At 62.5% G+C, this 20338-nt stretch carries 17 protein-coding genes and 1 pseudogene; 7 read left to right on the top strand and 11 right to left on the bottom strand.

The genetic code is table 11. From position 1 onward, the window contains the following. Nucleotides 1–193 precede the first annotated feature (193 nt). From C4J88_RS01165 to C4J88_RS01140, 6 genes are all read right to left on the bottom strand, one after another. On the bottom strand, nucleotides 194–976 hold the full coding sequence (locus C4J88_RS01165) for a MetQ/NlpA family ABC transporter substrate-binding protein (RefSeq protein ID WP_124405994.1): 783 nt from the start codon (nucleotides 974–976) through the stop codon (nucleotides 194–196). 106 nt (nucleotides 977–1082) lie between these two features. Next, entirely contained in the window at nucleotides 1083–2009 is a 927-nt protein-coding gene (locus tag C4J88_RS01160; RefSeq protein WP_124405993.1) for a sigma 54-interacting transcriptional regulator, read from the bottom strand. A gap of 47 nt (nucleotides 2010–2056) precedes the next feature. Further along, nucleotides 2057–2638: an alpha/beta hydrolase gene (locus C4J88_RS01155; protein ID WP_124405992.1), complete on the bottom strand. Its 582-nt coding sequence runs from the start codon at nucleotides 2636–2638 to the stop codon at nucleotides 2057–2059. 385 nt (nucleotides 2639–3023) lie between these two features. Further along, nucleotides 3024–3425 carry a biopolymer transporter ExbD gene (locus tag C4J88_RS01150; RefSeq protein WP_124360761.1) on the bottom strand — a complete coding sequence of 134 codons (402 nt, stop codon included), beginning with the start codon at nucleotides 3423–3425 and terminating at the stop codon, nucleotides 3024–3026. Nucleotide 3426: 1 nt separating this feature from the next. Next, nucleotides 3427–4149 carry a MotA/TolQ/ExbB proton channel family protein gene (locus C4J88_RS01145; RefSeq protein ID WP_124368924.1) on the bottom strand — a complete coding sequence of 241 codons (723 nt, stop codon included), beginning with the start codon at nucleotides 4147–4149 and terminating at the stop codon, nucleotides 3427–3429. A gap of 25 nt (nucleotides 4150–4174) precedes the next feature. After that, nucleotides 4175–4987: an energy transducer TonB gene (locus C4J88_RS01140; RefSeq protein ID WP_124405991.1), complete on the bottom strand. Its 813-nt coding sequence runs from the start codon at nucleotides 4985–4987 to the stop codon at nucleotides 4175–4177. Between the two features lie 357 nt (nucleotides 4988–5344). On the opposite strand from C4J88_RS01140, the gene C4J88_RS01135 reads away from it, so the two are divergent. Continuing rightward, nucleotides 5345–6544 (top strand): CynX/NimT family MFS transporter, encoded by a 1200-nt coding sequence (locus tag C4J88_RS01135; protein WP_124405990.1) that lies wholly within the window; start codon nucleotides 5345–5347, stop codon nucleotides 6542–6544. On the opposite strand, the gene C4J88_RS01130 is transcribed toward C4J88_RS01135, so the two are convergent. Beyond that, on the bottom strand, nucleotides 6515–8854 hold the full coding sequence (locus C4J88_RS01130; RefSeq protein WP_124405989.1) for a TonB-dependent receptor: 2340 nt from the start codon (nucleotides 8852–8854) through the stop codon (nucleotides 6515–6517). The genes C4J88_RS01135 and C4J88_RS01130 overlap by 30 nt on opposite strands. Nucleotides 8855–9009: 155 nt before the next feature. Between C4J88_RS01130 and C4J88_RS01125 the strand changes: the two are divergent. Further along, nucleotides 9010–9953 (top strand): annotated as a pseudogene (locus tag C4J88_RS01125) (LysR family transcriptional regulator). Nucleotides 9954–10074: 121 nt separating this feature from the next. Next, nucleotides 10075–11682 (top strand): alkaline phosphatase family protein, encoded by a 1608-nt coding sequence (locus C4J88_RS01120; RefSeq protein WP_124405988.1) that lies wholly within the window; start codon nucleotides 10075–10077, stop codon nucleotides 11680–11682. A gap of 135 nt (nucleotides 11683–11817) precedes the next feature. Here C4J88_RS01120 and C4J88_RS01110 read toward each other — a convergent pair whose 3' ends face one another. Then, a complete protein-coding gene (locus C4J88_RS01110) occupies nucleotides 11818–12723 on the bottom strand; it encodes a TauD/TfdA family dioxygenase (protein ID WP_124365392.1) in 906 nt (301 codons plus the stop codon). A 181-nt stretch (nucleotides 12724–12904) separates the two neighbouring features. Here C4J88_RS01110 and C4J88_RS01105 point away from each other — a divergent pair, with 181 nt between their 5' ends. Beyond that, on the top strand, nucleotides 12905–13825 hold the full coding sequence (locus C4J88_RS01105) for a LysR family transcriptional regulator (protein ID WP_124365391.1): 921 nt from the start codon (nucleotides 12905–12907) through the stop codon (nucleotides 13823–13825). Nucleotides 13826–13929: 104 nt separating this feature from the next. On the opposite strand, the gene C4J88_RS01100 is transcribed toward C4J88_RS01105, so the two are convergent. Next, a complete protein-coding gene (locus tag C4J88_RS01100) occupies nucleotides 13930–14931 on the bottom strand; it encodes an ABC transporter substrate-binding protein (protein WP_124405987.1) in 1002 nt (333 codons plus the stop codon). Nucleotides 14932–15208: 277 nt separating this feature from the next. On the opposite strand from C4J88_RS01100, the gene C4J88_RS01095 reads away from it, so the two are divergent. Together C4J88_RS01095 and C4J88_RS01090 are read left to right on the top strand one after the other, a co-directional pair. Continuing rightward, complete coding sequence (locus C4J88_RS01095) at nucleotides 15209–16783, top strand: ABC transporter permease (RefSeq protein ID WP_124405986.1); 1575 nt, start codon at nucleotides 15209–15211, stop codon at nucleotides 16781–16783. Continuing rightward, nucleotides 16780–17595: an ABC transporter ATP-binding protein gene (locus C4J88_RS01090; protein WP_124365388.1), complete on the top strand. Its 816-nt coding sequence runs from the start codon at nucleotides 16780–16782 to the stop codon at nucleotides 17593–17595. The genes C4J88_RS01095 and C4J88_RS01090 overlap by 4 nt, the downstream gene beginning before the upstream one ends. On the opposite strand, the gene C4J88_RS01085 is transcribed toward C4J88_RS01090, so the two are convergent. Beyond that, nucleotides 17582–18652, bottom strand: coding sequence for a fatty acid desaturase (locus C4J88_RS01085; RefSeq protein ID WP_124365387.1), 1071 nt, complete (start codon nucleotides 18650–18652; stop codon nucleotides 17582–17584). The two genes, C4J88_RS01090 and C4J88_RS01085, sit on opposite strands and share 14 nt — an antisense overlap. A gap of 101 nt (nucleotides 18653–18753) precedes the next feature. On the opposite strand from C4J88_RS01085, the gene C4J88_RS01080 reads away from it, so the two are divergent. Beyond that, a complete protein-coding gene (locus tag C4J88_RS01080) occupies nucleotides 18754–19758 on the top strand; it encodes an AraC family transcriptional regulator (protein ID WP_124365386.1) in 1005 nt (334 codons plus the stop codon). Nucleotides 19759–19876: 118 nt separating this feature from the next. Here the strand turns inward: C4J88_RS01080 and C4J88_RS01075 are convergent, their stop codons facing one another. Then, nucleotides 19877–20242 carry a response regulator gene (locus tag C4J88_RS01075; protein ID WP_124405985.1) on the bottom strand — a complete coding sequence of 122 codons (366 nt, stop codon included), beginning with the start codon at nucleotides 20240–20242 and terminating at the stop codon, nucleotides 19877–19879. Nucleotides 20243–20338 lie beyond the last annotated feature (96 nt).

Below are 20338 nucleotides of genomic sequence, written 5' to 3'. Positions count from 1 at the left end.
AGCCGGCAATTCAAGAAAACATTCAATGGAACTAATCCACAAACAAAACCAATAAACTCCCTTAATGTAACGGGTATAAAGTTGCGCTCCACAACTTAACGCCTCACTTCGGCGCCCTGTATCTGTCACAAAAAAAACGCCGGCGCTTTATTAGCCACCGGCGTTGAAACCTTGAAGGGGGTTTTGACTTACATCAGAACGCTGGCACGACCGCGCCGTTGTACTTCTTCTCGATGAAGGCTTTGACTTCGGGGCTGGTCAGGGCCTTGGCCAGTTTCTGGATCGCGTCACTGTCCTTGTTGTCCGGGCGAGCGACCAGGAAGTTCACGTAGGGCGACTTGGCGTCTTCGATGATCAGCGCGTCTTTGGCTGGGTTCAGGCCGGCTTCCAGCGCGTAGTTGGTGTTGATCAGATCCAGGTCAACCTGGTCCAGCACGCGTGGCAGCAGGGCTGATTCCAGCTCCTTGAATTTCAGGTTTTTCGGGTTGCTGGCGATGTCTTTCGGCGTGGCCAGGGCATTGGTCGGGTCTTTGAGGGTGATTACACCCGCTTTCTGCAGCAGCAACAGGGCGCGGCCGCTGTTGGAACCTTCGTTCGGGATAGCCACGGTGGCGCCATCCTTGAGCTCGGAAATATTTTTGATCTTTTTCGAGTAACCGCCGAACGGTTCAACGTGCACACCGACTACGGTCACCAGGTTGGTGCCCTTGCCCTTGTTGAAGTTTTCCAGGTACGGCAGGGTCTGGAAGTAGTTGGCGTCCAGGCGCTTCTCGGCCACTTGCACGTTCGGCTGTACGTAGTCGGTAAAGACTTTGATCTGCAGGTCTACGCCTTCCTTGGCCAGGGTTGGCTTGACCAGCTCAAGGATCTCGGCGTGCGGGATCGGGGTGGCGGCCACCACCAGTTTCTCGTTGGCCTGGGCGAAGCTGGCAGTCAGGGCAGCCGCCAGTGCGGTAAACAACAGAACCTTTTTCATGCAATGTCCTTCTAACGACCGTTTTTATGTGGAGTGCCAGCGAAGTGCTATCGCGGCGTGGAGTGGACAATACCTAGATTTTTTATTCCCGAACAATATCTTTTATTCACGTTGATATTCCATTTTGCTCATACAGAAAGGTACGCAGCGTCTCCCGTTCGGTGGGACTGGCGTTCGCGAAAATCCGCTGCACCTGCTCCAACGGCGAGCCAGCGGCGGGCAGGTTCAGATGCTCGGGCAGAATCTCATCGCCGCTGCTCACCAACAGGGCAAAGTGGATAACGTTTTCCAGCTCGCGAGTATTGCCCGGCCAGCTATGACGTTCCAGCACGCGCTGGGCGGCGTCGCTGATCAGCGGCACCGGCAGTTCCAGGCGCTGGCTGTAGATGCCCAGGAAGTATTCGGCCAGGGACAGGATGTCGCCGACCCGCTCGCGCAATGCCGGCAGGTCCAATTGACCTTCGCTCAGATAATGGAACAGGCGCTCATGGAACTTGCCCGCGGCCACCGCCTGGGCCAGGTCGATGCTGGTGGCGGCCACCAGGCGCACGTCCACCGGGCTGGGTTGGTGGGCGCCGACACGGGTGACTTCGTGGTTTTCCAGGGCGGCGAGCAATTTGACTTGGATCGGCAACGGCAAATCGCCGATTTCGTCCAGGTACAGCGTGCCGCCATTGGCCGAACCGAACCACCCCGCCCGGCTGCTCGCCGCGCCGCTATGGCTGCCGGCGGCATAGCCGAACAGCTCCGCGTCGGCATAAGTCGGGCTGATCGCGCCGCAATTGACCGACACAAACAAGCCCGAGCGATCACTGCCACGGTGAATATGCCGCGCCAGCAGCTCTTTGCCGCTACCGGTCTCGCCGCGAATCAACACGGGCAGCGCACGCGGTGCGAGACTTTCCAGCTCTTCGCGCAGCTGCCGCGAACGTGGGTCGACGAACACCAGCGCCTTGGCGCGGATGCTCAGCGGGCTTTTTTCGGCATCGGGGAAGGTCAGCAATGGCTGGCCGTAGGTTTCATGCAGACTCATGGCAGGCTCCCGCCCCCATCCACTCAGGGACAGGGCGTTGAAATAGGTTATGCACGGCGCCGAGCGTGATGCTCGAGGCGATTTTGCAGGCGATAGAGGTACGCGAAACCCTGCTCCCAACGTTGGTGGCCGGACTTCACATTGATATGCCCGGCCCCCGACAGGATGCCGGCTTCGGCGCCCCAGTGGCGCGCCAGCTCCAACGCCCGTGGCGCGCTGACGGCACTGTCGTTGTCGGAACTGACCACTTGGCTGGGAAACGGCAACAGGTCGGTAGGAATCGGCGCAAAGTTGCGCAGAGCGGGGGCGCAGGCCGGACGTTCGACATCCGCCGGGGCCACCAGCAAGGCACCGCGCACCTGGCGCAGGAAATTCACCGGCGCGGTGGCGGCCCAATGCGCCACGGTGATGCAACCCAGGCTATGGGCGATCAGGATCACCGGCGTGCTGTCGGCGGCGATGGCCTCGGCCAACGCCGCCACCCAGTCTTCGCGGCGCGGGGTCAGCCAGTCATCCTGCTCCACGCGCGCGCTGTTGGGCAGGCTGTTCTGCCAGTGACTTTGCCAATGATTTTCTGGCGATCCTTGCCAGCCCGGCACGATCAGGTAACGAATCGATTCGCTGTGCATGGGTGTGCCCTCCTGCAGCGTTTAACGTTGCAGACCAGTATAGGGACGTGGTTTATATTCGTTAAGGAATAAGAAGCTATTTATTAATAACCAAATTCCATAACCAATGATGATCAAATGTGGGAGGGGGCTTGCCCTAATGCCAGTCAGTTAAGGACGAACACTGTACCTGTGGCGAGGGAGCTTGCTCCCGCTGGGCCGCGAAGCGGCCCCAAAAATGGGACTGCTGCGCAGTCCAGCGGGAGCAAGCTCCCTCGCCACAGGTTACTTTTTACCCTTTCTACTTCTTAACTGACTGGCATTAGGGCTTGCCCCTCCCACATCCAAAAAAAAGGCCGCACCCTGCCAAGGAAACGGCCCAAAAATCGTCGCGGCTTTGTTGCGATTAACGTGCGGTAATCACTGACAGCTTGGTTATCCCCGCGCGCTCGATAGACGCCATGGCTCGCGCCACTTCGCCGTAGTTCACGCCATCGTCAGCCTGCAGTTGCACCCGCACATCGGGGTCCTTGGCCTTGGCCGCCTGCAGCTTGAACTCCAGCAGGTCCGGCTGGATTTCGTCCTTGTTGATAAACAGTTTGCCGGCACCGTCGATGCTCACCACCAGCGGGTCTTTCTGCTCGACCGGGGCCACGGCCTCGGTCTTGGGCAAGTTGATCGGAATCGCATTGGTGAGCAGCGGCGCGGTGACGATAAACACCACCAGCAGCACCAGCATCACGTCTACCAGCGGCGTGACGTTGATCTCGCTCAGCACCTCGTCGCTGTCTTGGGTGGAGAAGGCCATGTCAGGAGGCCTCCTTCACTTTTTGCGGTTGGGCGGCGCTGGTCTTGGTCAGCGCCGGGTGCAACAGCACGCGGAAGGCGTTTTTCTGCGCGAGGCTGTAGAAGTCGTGGGCAAAGTCATCCAGATCGGCAGCCGTCAGCTTCAGGCGACGCAGGAAATAGTTGTAGACCAGCACCGCCGGCACCGCGACGGCAATCCCCACGCCCGTCGCAACCAACGCTGCACCGATGGGCCCCGCCACGGTTTCCAGGCTGGCCGAGCCGGCGGCGCTGATGCCCTTGAGCGCCTCCATGATGCCCCACACCGTGCCGAACAGGCCGATAAACGGCGAGGTGCTGCCGATGCTGGCGACCACGGCCAGACCGGTTTCCAGGGAGCGGCGTTCACGCACGATCTGCTGGCGCAAGGCACGTTCGAGGCGGTCCTGATGATTGATGGCCTGACTCAGGTCAGCCGCGTGCTGGGTATCGCCGACCTGGATCGCGGCGTAACCGGCATGGGCTACTCGGGCCGCCGCGCCCGGTTGGGTTTCAGTCAATTCGGCGGCGGCGTCCAGGCTCGAGGCGGCCCAGAATTTTTTATGAAACCGGCGATCCTGGGCCTTGAGGCGCCCGAATTGCACGCCCTTCAACAACGCCAAGCCCCAGGTGGCGACCGAAAAGACCACCAACAGCCAGATCACCGCGCTTTCAATGGATTCAAGTGGAGATGCCAAAGCCATGATGTGTTCCCTCTGTGCAGCTGAATAATTAATGGATCTTGAAATCGATCGGCACGCTGACCCAGCCGTCCTGGGCCACGTCACCCTGCTTGGCCGGCACGAAGCTCCAACGCTTCACGGCGGCCAATGCGGCGTCATCGAGTTGCTGGCGACCGCTGCTTTTCTGCAGCTGGATCTCACCCGGTTTGCCGCTGGCCAGTACGTGCACCCGCAACAACACGGTGCCCTCCCATCCGCGGCGCTGGGCCAGCGACGGGTATTCCGGCGCCGGGTTCTTCAGGTACGCAGCGTTGGCCGAAGCGGGCGTTACCGGGGCCGGCGCGGGCGGTGCAACAGGTGCCGGCGGCGCGGGTACAGGCGGCGCGGGCGGCTGTTCGATCGCCTTGGGTACCGGCTTGGGCTCAGGTTTGGGCACGGGCTTGGGTTTGGGTTTGGGTTTAGGAATCGGTTTGGGCGGCGCCGGCTTGGCGGCCAACTCATCCACCACCGGCGGTGGCGGCTCGACCACCGCAGGTGGTGGCGGCACGGGCGGTGGCGGCTCGACCACGGGTGGCGCCGGCCGGGAAAACTCGATGGTCATCGGCGGAATTTCCGGCGGCACCACTGGCAGCACCGGAGTGGGCTTCTGGCTCACCCAATAGATCACGGCGCCGTGCAAGGCCAGCACCAACAAGCCCAGCAGAATGCCTTCGCGTCGGCTGGAAAACCGCTTGGGGGTCTGTTGCAGGCGTAACTGACCCAACGGCGCACGGTGCGGCCGGCCAAGGTCGACCAACTCACCACCCGGTGCCAGGCGCCATTGCGCCTCTTGTGCACTGGCGGCGGTCTGGACATTGCCCATTGATTCACTCCCTACGGCTTTAAGACCAAAAAACCGACAGGCCTGCTTGAAAGGCCGTCGAGGGCTGAATCATCGGGGTTGAGCGCTTATCTCTTAAAGTAATCTTTAAAGTTATGGATATATCTAAAGCGAATATAAAAATACGTCCCCTGCGTCAAGCCCGCGTCTTCCGTGGCTTTGCACGAAGCGCTTGTTTTTGCATGCGTTTACGGCATACAAAATATTCAGCGAAGGCATGGTTCAAACGGGATTTGCATCGCACCAGATAAGCAACTCACCCCAGGCGTGCTCAGGCTGTCGACCCAGCACAACGGCTGGCATACTCCCTGCCTCTTTTTGCACTCCGGCAGGTCCTGCATGACGCTTAACCATTCGATCGCCAGCAAGCTCGCAGGCTGGGGTCTCCTGGTGGTCCTGGGCCTGAACCTGCGGCCCATCCTCAGCTCCATCAGCCCGCTGCTCGGTGAAATTCGCCAAGCCACCGGCCTGAGCTTCCAGAGCAGCGCCCTGCTCACCAGCCTGCCGGTGGTGTGCATGGGGTTGGTGGCGCTGGTGGGCGTGAGGGTAGAAGCACGGCTGGGTGAACGGCGCGGTATTGCGCTGGGACTGGTGATGATTTTGCTGGCGTGCCTGGCGCGCTGGCTGATGGGCCAGGCCTCGGCGCTGTTGGTCACGGCATTGCTCGGCGGCGCGGGTGTGGCGCTGATCCAGGCGTTGGTACCGGCGATGATCAAGCGCGAATTTCAGCATCGAGTGCCGGTGGCGATGGGCGTGTATTCGGCGTCGCTGATGGCCGGTGGAGGGCTCGCGGCGCTGCTCAGCCCGGTGGTGGCCACGTATTTCCAGCAATGGCAGGCGGGCCTGGGCGTGTGGCTGTTGCCGGCGCTGGGGGCGTTGTTGCTATGGGCAGGGTTGCCACTGGGCGCCGCCCGAAATACACAGGTTGCCCCTGCGTTCAAAGGCCTGCGCAATCGCCGCGCCTGGCTGCTGGCGCTGTATTTCGGCCTGGTCAATTGCGGCTACATGAGCATGGTGGCCTGGCTGCCCGCCTACTATCAGCAACTGGGTTGGGGCGTGCTGCCCAGCGGCTCGTTGCTGGCGTTCATGACCATTTTTCAAGTAATCGCCGCGCTGCTGATGCCGGTACTGGCGCAACGTGGGATCGACCGTCGCCCGCTGCTCGGCTTCAGCCTGTTGGCGCAAACCCTCGGCTACCTCGGCCTGATCATCGCGCCCACCGCATTCCCGCACCTGTGGGTGGCCTTGTGCGGGTTCGGCCTGGGTGCGTGCTTCGCCCTGAGCCTGCTGCTGACCCTCGACCATCACCGCGACCCACGCCAGGCCGGGCAACTGGCGGCCTTCGTACAAGGCGTGGGCTTTTTGATCAACGCGATTTCGCCGTGGTTGACCGGCTGGCTGCGCGAACTCACCGGCAACTTCATCAGCGCCTGGGTCGTGCTCACGGTAACGGCGGTGGCGATGCTGCTGGTGACGCGGGTGTTCAGCCCGGCCACCTACCGCACCGGGCTAGAAGTCGTAGCGCCCGGTCACGCCTAGGGTGCGCGGCGTGCCCAGCAGGCCTTCGTAACCGCCGTTGCCGCCGGTCCACAGGGTGGTGTAGTAGGTTTTGTCGAAGGCGTTTTTCAGCCACAACGACACATCCCACTGGCCTTGCTCGTAGTTGCCGCGCAGGCCAGTGGAGAGGTTGACCAGCGCATAGGCGGGGATCTGCCCGTAGTCGGAGTCTTCCACCGTGCCCACCGCCTTGGAGCGGAAGGCATAACTGGCGGTGACGTAGGGTTCAAAGCCGTTATCCAGGTTCCACTTGTACTCGCCGTTGGCATTGGCAATCCATTTCGACGCGCCCACCACCTGGTGCCCGGTCAAGTCGCAGGACGCCGGCGCACCGGGGCGCAGGCTGACTTCCGGCGGGCAGGGCGCGTCCTTGTAAGACAGGTAACTCACGTCGTTGAACGAGCCGTTGATATTCAACGTCAGGCCCTTGATCGGCACCAGGGTGCTTTCCACTTCAACGCCCCGCGAGCGCACGGAGCCGGCGTTGGTGAGGTATTGCACCCGGTTGTCCTGATCGTAAGCGTTGGTCTGGTAGCCATTGACCTGGGTCCAGAACAGGTTGGCATTGAGCTGCAGGCGTCGATCCCACAACGTGCTCTTGAAACCCAACTCGGCATTGTTGGCGCGCTCGGTGCCGATCAGCAGCGAGTCGGCCCCGGCCGTCGGTGCCGAGCCGACCGCCAGGTTGACGCCACCGGACTTCTCGCCGTGGGACAGCGTCGCGTAGCCCAGCAGGTTGTCGTTGAAGTGATAACTGAGGTTGAGCAGCCCCGACGGCGTGGCGCTGTATTGCGTCAGGTCACCCGAGTCATACGCCCCGGCACGCCCGCGCCGCGCCGTGGCAGCCGCGCCGCTGACCGCTACGCCGCCGAGCGGGGCATTGCGTGTCACCCAGGCACTTTTTTCTTCGTAGGTGCCGCGCAGGCCGGCGGTGAAATCCAGGCGTTCAGTCAGGTGCCAGGTGCCTTGGGCGAACAGCGCAAAGCTGTCGGTGCGGATGTGCCCGTTGCCGACGCTGCTCACATTATTCAACGCGCCGGTCGGCGTGCCGTTCCAGATGTCGGCCCTCGGGCCGTAGTAGGCGAAGGCTTGGTTATCCAGGTCTGAGCCGAAGTAATAGGCGCCGAGCACGTAGTCGAAGAACCCGCCCTGGGGTGAAGCCAGGCGAAATTCCTGGGACCACTGTTTGTCTTCCACCGATACGCCGGCGTTATACGAGGCCGGCACGTTAAGCCCGTCATCATTGCGCGGGGTGAAATTCCACCAGCGGTAGGCGCTGACCGACGTCAGGGTGAAATCGCTCGGCAAGGTCCAGTTGGCCTCCAGCGACGTTCCGCCCTGGAACACCGTGACGTGCTGGTCATTGTCCAGATTGACCTTGCGGTGGGTGCCATCGACCAGCGTCGCGCCCGCTGCGTTGGCCCTGGACTGGTAGAGGTTGGTACCGTTGATGGTCGGCCCGGTGCTGTAGAGCACGCGGGTACCGGCGCTGGAATCCTCCTCGTTGTAGTCACCGATCCAGCGCAGGTTGAACGCCTCATTGGGCTTGTACAGCAGTTGCCCGCGAAAGCCCTGGCGCGAACCGCCATTGAGGTCATGCCCGTCATGTTCGTTCTTGATGTCGCCGTCGCTGCGCGTGCGATAGGCCGAAAAGCGCCCGGCCAACTCATCGGTCAGCGGGCCGGAAATCGTGCCCTTGGTCTGGAAATAACCGTCCTCGCCCAGCGAGGTTTCGATGCTGCGCTCCGGGGTGAAACTCGGCGCGCGCGTGCTGATATTGATCACCCCCGCCGTGGTGTTCTTGCCGAACAACGTACCTTGCGGGCCGCGCAGCACCTCGAGCTGCTCGATGTCCATGAGGTCGAACACCGCCATGCCGGGGCGGCCGAGGTACACGTTATCGATATACAACCCCACGCTGCCTTCCAGGCCGTCACTGGCCGGGTTGTTGCCCAGGCCGCGAATCGACACGCTGGACTGGCGCGCATGCATATAGGCGACGTTGACGCTGGGCACCAGTTGCTGCAAATCCTGAATCCGGTACACCCGCTGGCTCTCCAGCGCTTGGCCGCCGACCACGCTCATGGGCGTCGGTACCGCCTGGGCGCTTTCGGTGCGCCGGCGGGCCGTGACCGTGACGGTTTCCAGCTGGCCACTAATGCTTTCGCCCGCAGGCGCCGGCTCAGCCGCGTGGCTGGACGACCAGCCGGCACTGCCCGCGAGCAACAGGGCCAAGGGCAGGCGCTTGAGCGTCCAGGGGAAGCAAGGTACAGCGGGCGTGAACAGACTCATGAGCGGCTCCGGAACCCGGGAATATTCAATCTCTGATATTCCTTTAGGTTATTTATTTATGTTTTTACGAACATTTACTGCATAAGAGATAGCCTTTATAAGGAGTCGACCTAATGCATAGCCAATGCATTTCCCGGATATTTTTGATGTGAAAAATGCATATCGACCTGCGCCAGCTTCGCCACTTCATCGCCCTCGCCGAACAACGCAGTTTTGTCGCGGCGGCGTTGACGGTGAACCTGTCGCAATCGGCCTTCAGCCGCAGCATCCAGGCCCTGGAACACAGCGCCGGCTGCCAGTTGGTGGACCGCGGGCGCAAAGACCTGGCGCCGACCAAACAAGGCCAGGTGCTGCTCGAACACGCCCGGCGCCTGGTCAGCGGCGCGCAGCAATTGGCTAACGAAATCAGCCAATTCAATGGCCTCGAGGCAGGCGAACTGCGCTTCGGGTGCGGCCCGGCCCCGGCGGGCGGCTTGATCCCCCGCGCCATCGGCAGTTTTATCGGGCGCTATCCCAAGGCCCGCGTGCAGTTCCAGGTGGACGACTGGGAAAGCTTGAGCAAACGCCTGCTCAGCGAAGAGTTCGAATTCTTCGTCGCCGACACCCGTCATTTCGAGGCCAACCCCGACTATCACACCCATCGCCTGCGCCCGCGCCGCTGGTATTTCTGCTGCCGCGTCGGCCACCCCCTCGCCGCCCGCGACAGCGTCAGCGCCGCCGAACTGATGAGCTATCCGCTGGCCGTGACCATCCGCCCACCGAACCTGCGCAAAGTCATCGTCGACCTCAGCGGCCGACCGGATTACCTGCCCAATGTCGAATGCGAAAACGGCTACAGCCTGCTGGGGTGGTGCTGCGCTCGGACGCCATCGGTATCGTCAGCGCCAACAGCGACGTGCTGCAGATGGCTCGCGGCGAATTGGTGTGCCTGACGATCGACGGCCTGGATGAAAACCTGGAGGAGCGTTACACCCGCTACGGCATCGTCAGCCGCGCGGGGTATCGGTTGTCGCCGCTGGCGGAGGCGATGATTGAGCAGATCAAGGAGATTGATGAGTTGGATGAAGACATTTGTACGCTGGAGAATGTCGCTGTGTGAACCGACGCCATCGGGGGCAAGCCCCATGCATTCACTGCATGAAACCCAGACCCCAAATGCACTTGCCAGCGCCCATCCGAACGGCGAAAACCGTCACCTGTCCTCCGTTCGGTGAAGCCTCATGTCCAAACCCCAACCCGTGCGCAATGTGCTGTACATCATGTGCGATCAACTACGCCGCGATTACCTCTCGTGCTACGGCCATGCGCATTTGCACACCCCCAATATCGACCGCCTCGCCGCTGCCGGCGTGCGTTTCAGCCGGGCTTACACCCAAGGCACCATTTGTGGGCCGTCGCGAATGTCGGCGTACACCGGGCGTTATGTCAGCAGCCACCAGGTGGCGTGGAATGCCGTGCCGCTGCCGCTGGACGAATTGACCATTGGCGACTATCTGCGCCCCCACGGCATCCGTACTGCGCTGGTGGGCAAGACCCACGCCACGCCGAATCTGGATGCGCTGCAACGCGTGAACATCGACCCCGAAAGCGCCCAGGCCGAGCCGCTGAATGAAGTGGGCTTCGACGCCTACTTTCGTCACGACGGCATCTACCCCGACAGCCCGCTGTTCGAGGATAAACGCGAGTCCGCGCCCTACACGCATTACCTGCGCGAACAGGGCTACAGCGGCAGCAACCCGTGGCATGAATGGGCCAATGCCGCACAAGGTGAAAACGGCGAAGTGCTCAGCGGCTGGCATATGCGCAACGCCGGTTTGCCGGCACGGGTCGCCGAGCAGCATTCGGAAACCGTCTACACCACCGACCGCGCCATCGACTTCATCCAGGAGCAGGCCGAGCAACCCTGGTGCCTGCACCTGTCCTACATCAAGCCGCACTGGCCCTATATCGCACCGGCGCCGTACCACGCGTTGTACGCCGCCGAGCATGTCCAGGCGCCGATTCAACCGGAGCAGACCAGCGATCACCCGGTGTACCAGGCGTTCCGCCAGCACCAGGAGAGCGTGAATTTCTCCCGCGACGAGGTGCGGCTCACGGTGGTTCCGACCTACATGGGGTTGATCAAACAGATCGACGACCAGCTCGGGCGGCTGTTCGATTTCCTGCAAAGCAACGGGCGCTGGGATGACACACTGATCGTGTTCACCAGCGACCACGGCGACTTCCTCGGCGACCACTTCCTCGGTGAAAAGGAATTTCTGCTGGAGCCTGCCGTGGGCATTCCCTTGATTGTGCGCGACCCGCGCGCCAGTGCCGATAGCAGCCGCGGCTCGGTGGACGCGCGCCTGGTAGAGACCATCGATGCCCTGCCGACCTTCCTCGACGCCCTGGGCCTGCCCGCCGCCGATCACCGCCTGGAAGGCCGCTCGCTGATCCCGCTGCTGCATGGTCAGCCGACCCCTTGGCGCCAGTATGCAATTGCCGAATACGACTACGCCTTCCAGGCGCCGGCCCGCGAGCGCCTGGGCCAGCCGATCGACCGTTGCCGCATGACCATGGTGCGCAGCGAGCGCTGGAAATACCTGGCGTACGACGGCTTTCGCGCGCAGCTGTTCGACCTGGAAAACGACCCGCAGGAAGTGCACGACCTGGGCGCCGATCCGGCCTATGCGGATGTGCGCGAGACACACGTGGGTTATCTGTTCGAGTGGCTGCGTGGGTTGAAGCGGCGCACGACCATCAGCCACACGGAGATTGAAGTGCGTGGCCAGTGGTTTCGCTATGGGGAGCCGGAGGCGGAGAGGGTGGTGCAGATTGGGGTCTGGTAAGGCCTATGATCGTTCCCACGCTCTGCGTGGGAATGCAGCCCGTGACGCTCTGCGTCACCTGTGCGCGGTAGCGGGACGCGGAGCGTCCCAGGAGGCATTCCCACGCGGAGCGTGGGAACGATCATCTGTGTGAATTTAAAGGCCTTTGGTGGTCTGGCTGCGTTGGCCCTGCACACCCACCGGCACATCGCCCTTGAGCGTCACCCGGCGCACGATGCGTTCCTGGGTGCCGTAGTCATCCACCGCGTAATGCTGGGTGGCGCGGTTGTCCCAGATGGCCACGTCGCCGCTGTTCCAGCGCCAGCGCACGGTGTTTTCCAGGCGGGTGACGTGGCTTTGCAGCAGGTTGAACAGTTGCGTCGAGTCAGCCTGGGAGTAGCCTTTCAGGCGTTTGACGAAATGCCCCAGCAGCAGGGTTTTCTCGCCACTGACCGGATGCACGCGCACCACCGGGTGCTCGGTTTCATACACCGTCGAGGTGAACACCTTGCGGTATTCTTCAAGCTTCTCCACCGCCACATCCGGCTTGCGCGCGGCGTAGTCGTATTCGTTGCTGTGAATGGCCCAGAGGTTGTCCGCCAGGGCGCGCAGTTCGACGCTGAGGTCGTTGTAGGCGGCCGCCGTGTTGGCCCAGACGGTGTCACCGCCGGAGGCTGGCGCCAGCACTGAACGCAGGATCGAGGCTTTCGGGTAGGCGTCGACGAAGGTCACGTCGGTGTGCCAGGAATTGGCGCGCTGGCCGCGGGTGCCGTCCAGCTCCATCAAAAAGCGCGTGCCGTCGCGTACCGGCACAGTCGGGTGCGCAATCGGCTCGCCGAGCAGATGGGCGAAGGCTTCCTGGCTCTGGTCATCGAGGTGCGTTTGCTCGCGAAAGAAGATCACCTTGTACTGCACCAGCGCTTGCTGGATGGCTTCGACCGTGGCGGCATCGAGGTGACCGGACAGTGTGATGCCACGAATCTCGGCACCGATGCGGCCGGCAACCGGATGAATCTCCAGTGCCTGGGCGATGGGTTGAACAGCTAATGCGGCGTTGCTCATTGTAGTGACCCTCATGTGCCTGCGGATGGTGGAACGCTCGCCGACAACGCTCTATTCATATGCCTTTTAGATCTAGCAATTGAACCAATGCTTCGTTGACGGAATAAGAGCTTGCATTTAAAACCTCAGCTGCGTCGCTCGCAAATGCCTTCGACCTATTTTTCAAATGCCGGGAATGCATATGGATCTTCGTCAGCTGCGCTACTTCATCGCCCTCAACGAACACCGCAGTTTTGTGCGTGCGGCGGACGCCATGGGCATCACGCAACCGGCGTTCAGCCGCAGTATCCAGGGGCTGGAACAGGAGTTTGGCTGCGTGCTGGTGGACCGTGGCCACAAGGACCTGCGCCCGACACCGGAAGGTCAGGTGGTGCTGCAACACGCCCTGACCCTGGTGCATGGCGCCGCCTTGCTGAGCAGTGAAGTCACGCGCATGACCAAGCTCGATGCCGGCGACCTGCGCTTCGGCTGCGGCCCGGCGCCCGCGGTGAAGCTGGTGCCGGATGCGGTGGCGCGTTTTATCGGCGCGCACCCGAAAATCCGCACCAGTTTCCAAGTGGATAACTGGGAAAAGCTCAGCCGTGCACTGAGCCGTGAGGAGATCGAATTCTTCATTGCCGACATCCGCCAGTTCGAAGCCGACCCGAACTTCCAGACCCGTGCGCTGACGCCCAAGCGCGGCGTGTTTTTCTGCCGCCCGGGGCACCCGCTGCTGGCCAAGGACAGCCTGTCGACCAACGACATGTTCGACTACCCGCTGGCCGCGCCGCTGATCTCCCAGGGCATTCGCAAACTGCTGGCAAACCTGAGCGGGCGCATGGACTTTTCACCGAGCATCCAGACCGAACACTTCCCGGCGCTGGTAAAGATTGTGCTGCAGTCCAATGCCATCGGCGTGGGCACCGAAGAAGCGTTCGCCGAGGACATCGCCCGAGGTGCGCTGGTGCTGCTGCACTGGCGCAATCTGCCGCAGAGCCTGGAGACCCTGAGTGCGCGGTGCGGGGTTGTCAGCCGTACCGGGTCACGCTTGTCGCCGGCGGCCAAGGCGATGATCGAGACGTTGGTTGAGGTAGACAGGCAAGAGGTGAGTGTGGCGGTCTGAAGGCCTCATCGGGGGCAAGCCCCCTCCCACATTTGAACTGCGAACACATTCAAAGTGTGGGAGGGGGCTTGCCCCCGATAGCTATGGCCCAGGCACCACTCAGCTCAAAGCCCCGCCGCCACCAACCCAGGCGCCACCCAGTCACTCACCTGAAACGACCGGCGAATCAGCTTTTCCCTGGACGCCAAGTCCACTGCATCCTGCAATTTGCCAAGGAACACCGGATCAAGCGTTGCCGGGAAAATCGCGCTGAGCTGCTGGTCTTTCAAATCATTGGTCAGGATCACCGGCGGATAACTGGCCAGCCCCGACACCAGTTCGATGTAAGCCTGCTTGTTGCTGTCATCGGTCAACCATTGCACCGCCTGCTGCTGGGCCTTGAGCAGCTTGGCCACGGCGTCGGGATGCTCATCGACAAACTGTTTGCTGCCCACCAGCACCGCCTGAATGCTGCCGGCACCGCCGAGGTCCTTGGTGGTCAGGGCGATTTCGGCCAGCCCCTTGGCTTGCAGCGCGGTCAGGTTCGAGCCGCCCCAGGTCGCGTCGATTTGCTTGGCGGCCAGCGCCGCACCGGCCGCGTTGAAATCCAGGTTGATGACTTTCAGGTCTTTCTCATTCAAGCCCTGGCTGGCCAGTGCGCTGTCGAACGACAACTGGCTGGCCGTGCCGCGAAACACCGCGACGCGCTTGCCCTTGAGGTCTTGCAGGGTCTTGATGCCCGAGCCCGGTACCACGCCGAGGTACTGCTTGATGTCCCGTGCCGTTGCACTGAGCAAGCGGGTCTGCAGGCCATTGGAGCGGCCGATGATGGCCGCCAGGTCGCCCAGGTAGGCGAGGTCCACCTGGCCGTTGGCAAAGGCTTCGTTGATCACCGGGCCCGCGCCCTTGAAGTAATTCCACTGAATCGTGATGCCTTGGTCGGCGAAGGCCTTTTCGAAGATCTGCTGTTGGCGCAACACATCGGTGATGCCGCCACCGCTGTGTTGGGTGCCAGCGCTGAGGTCGGGCACGGCAATGCGGATTTCCTTGAGTTCGGCGGCATGCACCAGCCCCGCCAGTGCGGTGCCCGCGAACAGCGTGATAAGACGTTTGAAGGGCAGTTTCATAAGCGCAGCTCCTGGTGGGCGTCGGTCGCCGGGGAGCTGAAAGTAGGCACAGGCTGCTGAAAACTTTAAATACTATAAATTCACAATTTTATAGCTTTCAGCACTATGCGAGCCAAACCGCAGGCTCCAGCGACCTATGCATAAACAGCATCGAAAATATTCTTCGAATGCATTGGATGCGTGTGGAGCGCAGGCTTTAAATGAGTTCTCTTATCCCACAATCATCTTGATTACGTTTTTATAAGATCGAAATCACATAACGAAAGGGAAGTCCTCAATGGCCCGGAGCGCACGGTTGAGCCCGCCTCTGACAACGCCCATCCTGCGCTGGCCGTCGTTCAGCCACTGGCTGCTGCCGCTGTCGCTGTTTGCCCTGTGGTGGCTGGCCAGCCGTCAGCAGTGGATGAGCGAACAGATCCTGCCGCCGCCTTCACTGGTCTGGCGCAGCGCGGTGGAACTGGCGGGCGGCGAGTTGTGGAGCCATTTGGCGATCAGCCTGCAACGCTTGTGCTGGGGCTTGCTGGCGGGCATCAGCGCCGGGGCCTTGCTCGGCGCCTGGCTGGGCTTCAGCGCGCGTGCCGAGCGCCTGGTATTTCCGACATTCAGCGCGCTGTCTCAGGTGCCGACCCTGGCGTGGATCCCACTGTTCATGGTGTTTTTCGGCATTGGCGAGACGCTGAAACTGGTGGTGCTGGTCAATGCCATCGTGGTGCCGGTCACCCTGCATACGCTGGTCGGCGTGCGCGATGCCCAACCGCAGTTGCGTGAGGCTGCGCGGGTGCTGCGCCTGCCCACCCCTCTGCTGATCCGCCGGCTGATCCTGCCCGCCGCCCTGCCGGCGTTCATGGCTGGCGTGCGCCTGGCCCTGGCAGCCGGTTGGACGTCGCTGCTGGCGGTGGAACTGCTCGCCTCCAGCGAAGGCATCGGCTACCTGATGGTGTGGGCGCGCCAGTTGTTCATGCTCGATATCGTCTTTGTGTGCATCGTGGTCATCGGCGTGCTGGGCGTGGCGATGGACCGTGGCATCGGCTGGCTGGATCGGCGCTGGGTGCACTGGCCGCATCCGGCCACGGCGCAGATCCGTCGCGGCCCGCGTTACCACGGCTGGCCACGCCTGCAGCCGTGGCTGCTGCCGCTGTTGTTGCTCGCGCTGTGGCAGGTGGCGACGCAACAGGGCTGGGTCGACGCGAATATCCTGGTGAGCCCGTGGACGGTGCTGCACACCACCGCCTCGGGTGTCGCGGATGGCACGCTGTCGGGGGCGCTGGGCAAAAGCCTGGGGCGCACCTTGGGCGGCTTGGTGCTGGGCGGCAGCCTGGGGTTTGCCGTGGGCTTGTGGCTGGGCTTGTCACCGCGCAGTGAGCGGGTACTGGGCCCTACCCTCGCCGCGTTGCGCCAGATCGCCATCTTCGCCTGGGTGCCACTGCTCACGGCCTGGTTTGGCCTGGGGGAATTGGCCAAGTGGGTGTTTATCGGCCTGGCGGCGTTTTTCCCCTTGTTTGTCGCCACCCAGCGCAGCGTGTTGAACCTGTCCCCCCAACTGAGCGAAGCCGCCCAAGTGCTGCGCCTGGACCTGCCCCAACGGCTGCGCTGCCTGATCTTGCCCGGCGCGGCAGCGGGAATTTTCGCCGGCCTGCGCCTGAGCCTGATCTACGCCTGGCTGGGCACCATCGGCGCGGAATACTTCATGCCGTCCAACGGCGGTATCGGCAGCCTGATGATCGGCGCCCAACAGCTGCTGCGCATGGACTTGATCATGAGCGGCATGCTGCTGGTCGGCCTTACCGGCGCCACCCTCAACCTTGTCGGCCAACGCCTGGAAACTCGCGCCACCCGCTGGAGACACGCATGAACGCACCGATTGTCAGCTTCAACCATGTGGGCAAGTCTTTCGATGTGGACGGCTTCGAATTGGAGGCCATCCGTGAGTTCAACCTGCAGATCGCCGAGGGCGAATTCGTTGCGATTGTCGGCTCCAGCGGTTGCGGAAAATCCACGCTGCTGCGCTTGCTGGTGGGGCTGGATACGCAGTTTCGCGGCGAGATTCAGGTGGACGGTAAACCGGTGAACGGCATCGGTGGCGAACGCGGCATTGTGTTCCAGGAACACCGCCTGTTTCCGTGGCTGACGGTGGCACAGAACATTGGCCTGGGTCTGGTCAACGAGCCCTTGAGCGAGGCCGAGCGCAGCCGGCGCATCAGCGACTTTATCGAACTGGTGGGCCTGACTGACTTCACCCGCGCCTATCCTCACCAGTTGTCCGGCGGCATGGCGCAACGGGTGGCGATCGCTCGCGGCTTGGTCGCCAGCCCACGAATTCTGCTGCTGGACGAGCCGTTCGGCGCACTGGATGCGCTGACCCGCCAGCAGATGCAGGACGAATTGCTGGCGATCCGCGCCCGCGCCAGCATCACCACGGTGCTGGTGACTCACGACGTGGAGGAAGCGATTTTCCTGGCCGACCGGGTGGTGGTGATGGAGCCTCGACCGGGACGGATCAAGCAGGTGGTCGAGATTGCCCTGCCCCATCCACGCCAGCGCAGCAGCTTTGAATTCCACCAGTTGCGCGAAGAGCTGCTGCATGAATTGACCAGCGACGATCACTACCAGCCGCCGGCGCGCGAACAGATCCGCGACCTGCCGTTGGCGTTCATCGCTTGCTGAACGACAGTTCGCTGCGCGGCTGCTCCTGGCGCTCAAGCCGATTGGCCCGCGCAAAGGTGCCCAAATCATTGAAGCGCACACCCATCTCGGCCATGACCTTGTGCGCCACCTTGGCGGTCATCTGGCGAATATAGAACGGCTCCTTCACCACAAAATGGTGGATGCCGTGGGTGCTGCCGAAATTGAAACAGAACGCCTGCAACGGCCACATCCACCAGGGGTTGAGCACCTGGGTCTGCTGGATCACATTGCCCAGCTCCACATCGCCGTAGTAATGCATGTTGGAGCTGACGAAGTGCAGGCAGAAGGTGCGCAGCACGTTGGGGCCGATGATCACCACGGCGGCGATGTCGATCACCTGCATCATCTGCAGCGTGCCGGCTGACCACTCGATGGGCGCGCCCATCAGGCTGGCGATGCCATTGGCGGCATGAAAACCCAGGAACACGTACCACGCGCCCCAATGCAGCAGCGCCAGCGGTGCGTACACCATCACTACGCGCTTGAGGATGCTGAACCGGTGCCGCCAGGTCTTGGCGCGCAGCAGGCGGATCAATGCCGACATCATGTTGTCGCCCACCATCAGCAAGCGCGCGATGCCCCAGGGCTCGCCGTTGGTGATCGCGCGCTCTTCCATATCGGCCTCGGTACCGGAGACCTTGTGATGGTTAAGGTGCAGGTGCCGGCGAATCCATGGATTGATGGTGCTCGGTCGCGCCAGCCAGACCAGGCCCATCATCAGGTTGTGCGGCACGCGCTGCTTGCGAAAGTACATGCTGTGGATCAGGTCATGTTCCAGCTCATGGGTGAGTGAGGCGAAGAAGGCATTGAGCAGCAGGCACACCCACCAGGCCATCTGGCCGCTGATATAGAGCGCTGCCGAACCCAGCATGCCGACCAGCGCAAACGCCAGGATGCCCGCGCCCAGGGCGTCCTGATGCAGCAGCCAGGGGTGGCGCTGGCGCAATCGCACGCCCTCGGCCAGCACCACCTCACGGATATGCGCCGAACGCTGTTGGGCGTTCATCTGCTGGGGACTTGCACAAGTACCGTCCATGCTTCCATTCTCTAGTGGAGTGATGCCTGCATCCTGCACCCTACCCTGGCGCAGGGCGCTAGCTCCGCACGCCAACCTGTTGACCGCAAGCGCCAATCGCCATGACCGAACCCACCTCCCTCGCCAGTTGGACCCGCGCCCTGCGCAAGCAACTCGACGCCCTGGGCCTCGACAGCGCCGCGCTCTGCCGCGAGGCCGGGCTCGACCCGCTGTTGATGGACGACCCGAATGCGCGCTACCCGTTGTCGGCCACCACGCGCCTTTGGGAACTGGCGGTGCAGGCCAGTGGCGATCCGGCGATTGGCTTGCGGGTGTCGAGGTTTGTCAGCCCCACCACCTTTCATGCGTTGGGGTATGCGCTGGTGGCCAGCGGCAGCCTGCGCGAGGTGTTCGAGCGTATCGTGCGCTATCACCAGGTGGTCAGTGATGCCCTGAGCCTGGAGCTGAGCCGTCACGGTGACGGCTACCGTTTCCGCCTGCTGCAACCCGAAGGCAGCCCGGCGCCGGCGCTGGAAGCCATCGATGCGTTCGCGGCGATCTATGTGCGCACCTGCCGCAATCGCCTGGGGCGTGACTACGCACCGCTGGCGGTATACCTGCGGCGCCCGGAACCGGCCGACCCTGCACCGTGGCACACGGTGTTTCGCTCACCGGTGTTCTTCGGCGCCGAGGAAGACCGCCTGGAGTTCGCCGCCCGCGACTTCGACAGCCACCTGGACGACGCCAACCCGGAGTTGGCCGAACACAATGAAACCGTGCTCAAGCGCACCCTGGCCCAACTGCAACCGCTGACCTGGGAACGCAAGGTGCGCGCCGCCATCGAGGCGCAACTGCCCGACGGCGAACCCAGCGCGGAGCGGATCGCCCAGGCGCTACATTTGAGCCTGCGCAGCCTGCAGCGGCACCTGGCGGATGAAGGCTGCCGGTTTGATGCGCTGCTCAATGAGTGTCGGCAGAACCTGGCGCTGTTGCACCTGCGCGATCCGCAGTGTTCATTGGCCGAGATCAGCCATTTGCTGGGGTTCGCCGATACCAGCAGCTTCAATCGGGCGTTCAAGCGCTGGACGGGGATGACGCCGGGGCAGTTCAGGGATGGGTTGCGGTAGGCAGATGTGGGGTTGGCTTTGAGGGCCTCATCGGGGGCAAGCCCCCTCCCACAGTTGATTTGTGAATACAGTTCAAATGTGGGAGGGGGCTTGCCCCCGATAGCGGTGGTCCAGGCAATCACCGCCCCCGATCACGCCTCAACACCTTCCTCACCCGCGCCACCAATGCCTTGGCATCAAACGGCTTGAGCAAGTAGTCGTCTTCATGCAATTCCAACCCGCGCAAACGATCTTCAATGCCATCGGGCGTGGTCAGAAACAGCACGGGCGTTTCGCCGCGTTGGCGAATCTCCTGCTGCAACTTCCAGGCATTCAGGCCCGGCAGCATCACATCCAGGATCACCAGGTCGTACACGGTGCTTTCCACAAACCGCTGCGCGGCCATGCCGTTGGCCGCGACTTCCACGGTAAAACCGGCCTCGCTCAAGCCCTGGGCCATCCGTTGCGCCAGTTGCGGCTGGTCTTCCACTAACAACACGTGCATGCCTTACCTCTGGGTTTGATTACAAACCTGTCATCAAATTGTGCGGCTTTTGTCCACCTCCACTGGCTACCGTGACGGCCTGCCTTCTGGAGCGTT

It is taken from the genome of Pseudomonas sp. R4-39-08 (genome assembly GCF_003852275.1).
Lineage (GTDB): Bacteria > Pseudomonadota > Gammaproteobacteria > Pseudomonadales > Pseudomonadaceae > Aquipseudomonas.
This window is presented reverse-complemented; position numbering and strand designations above follow the sequence as displayed.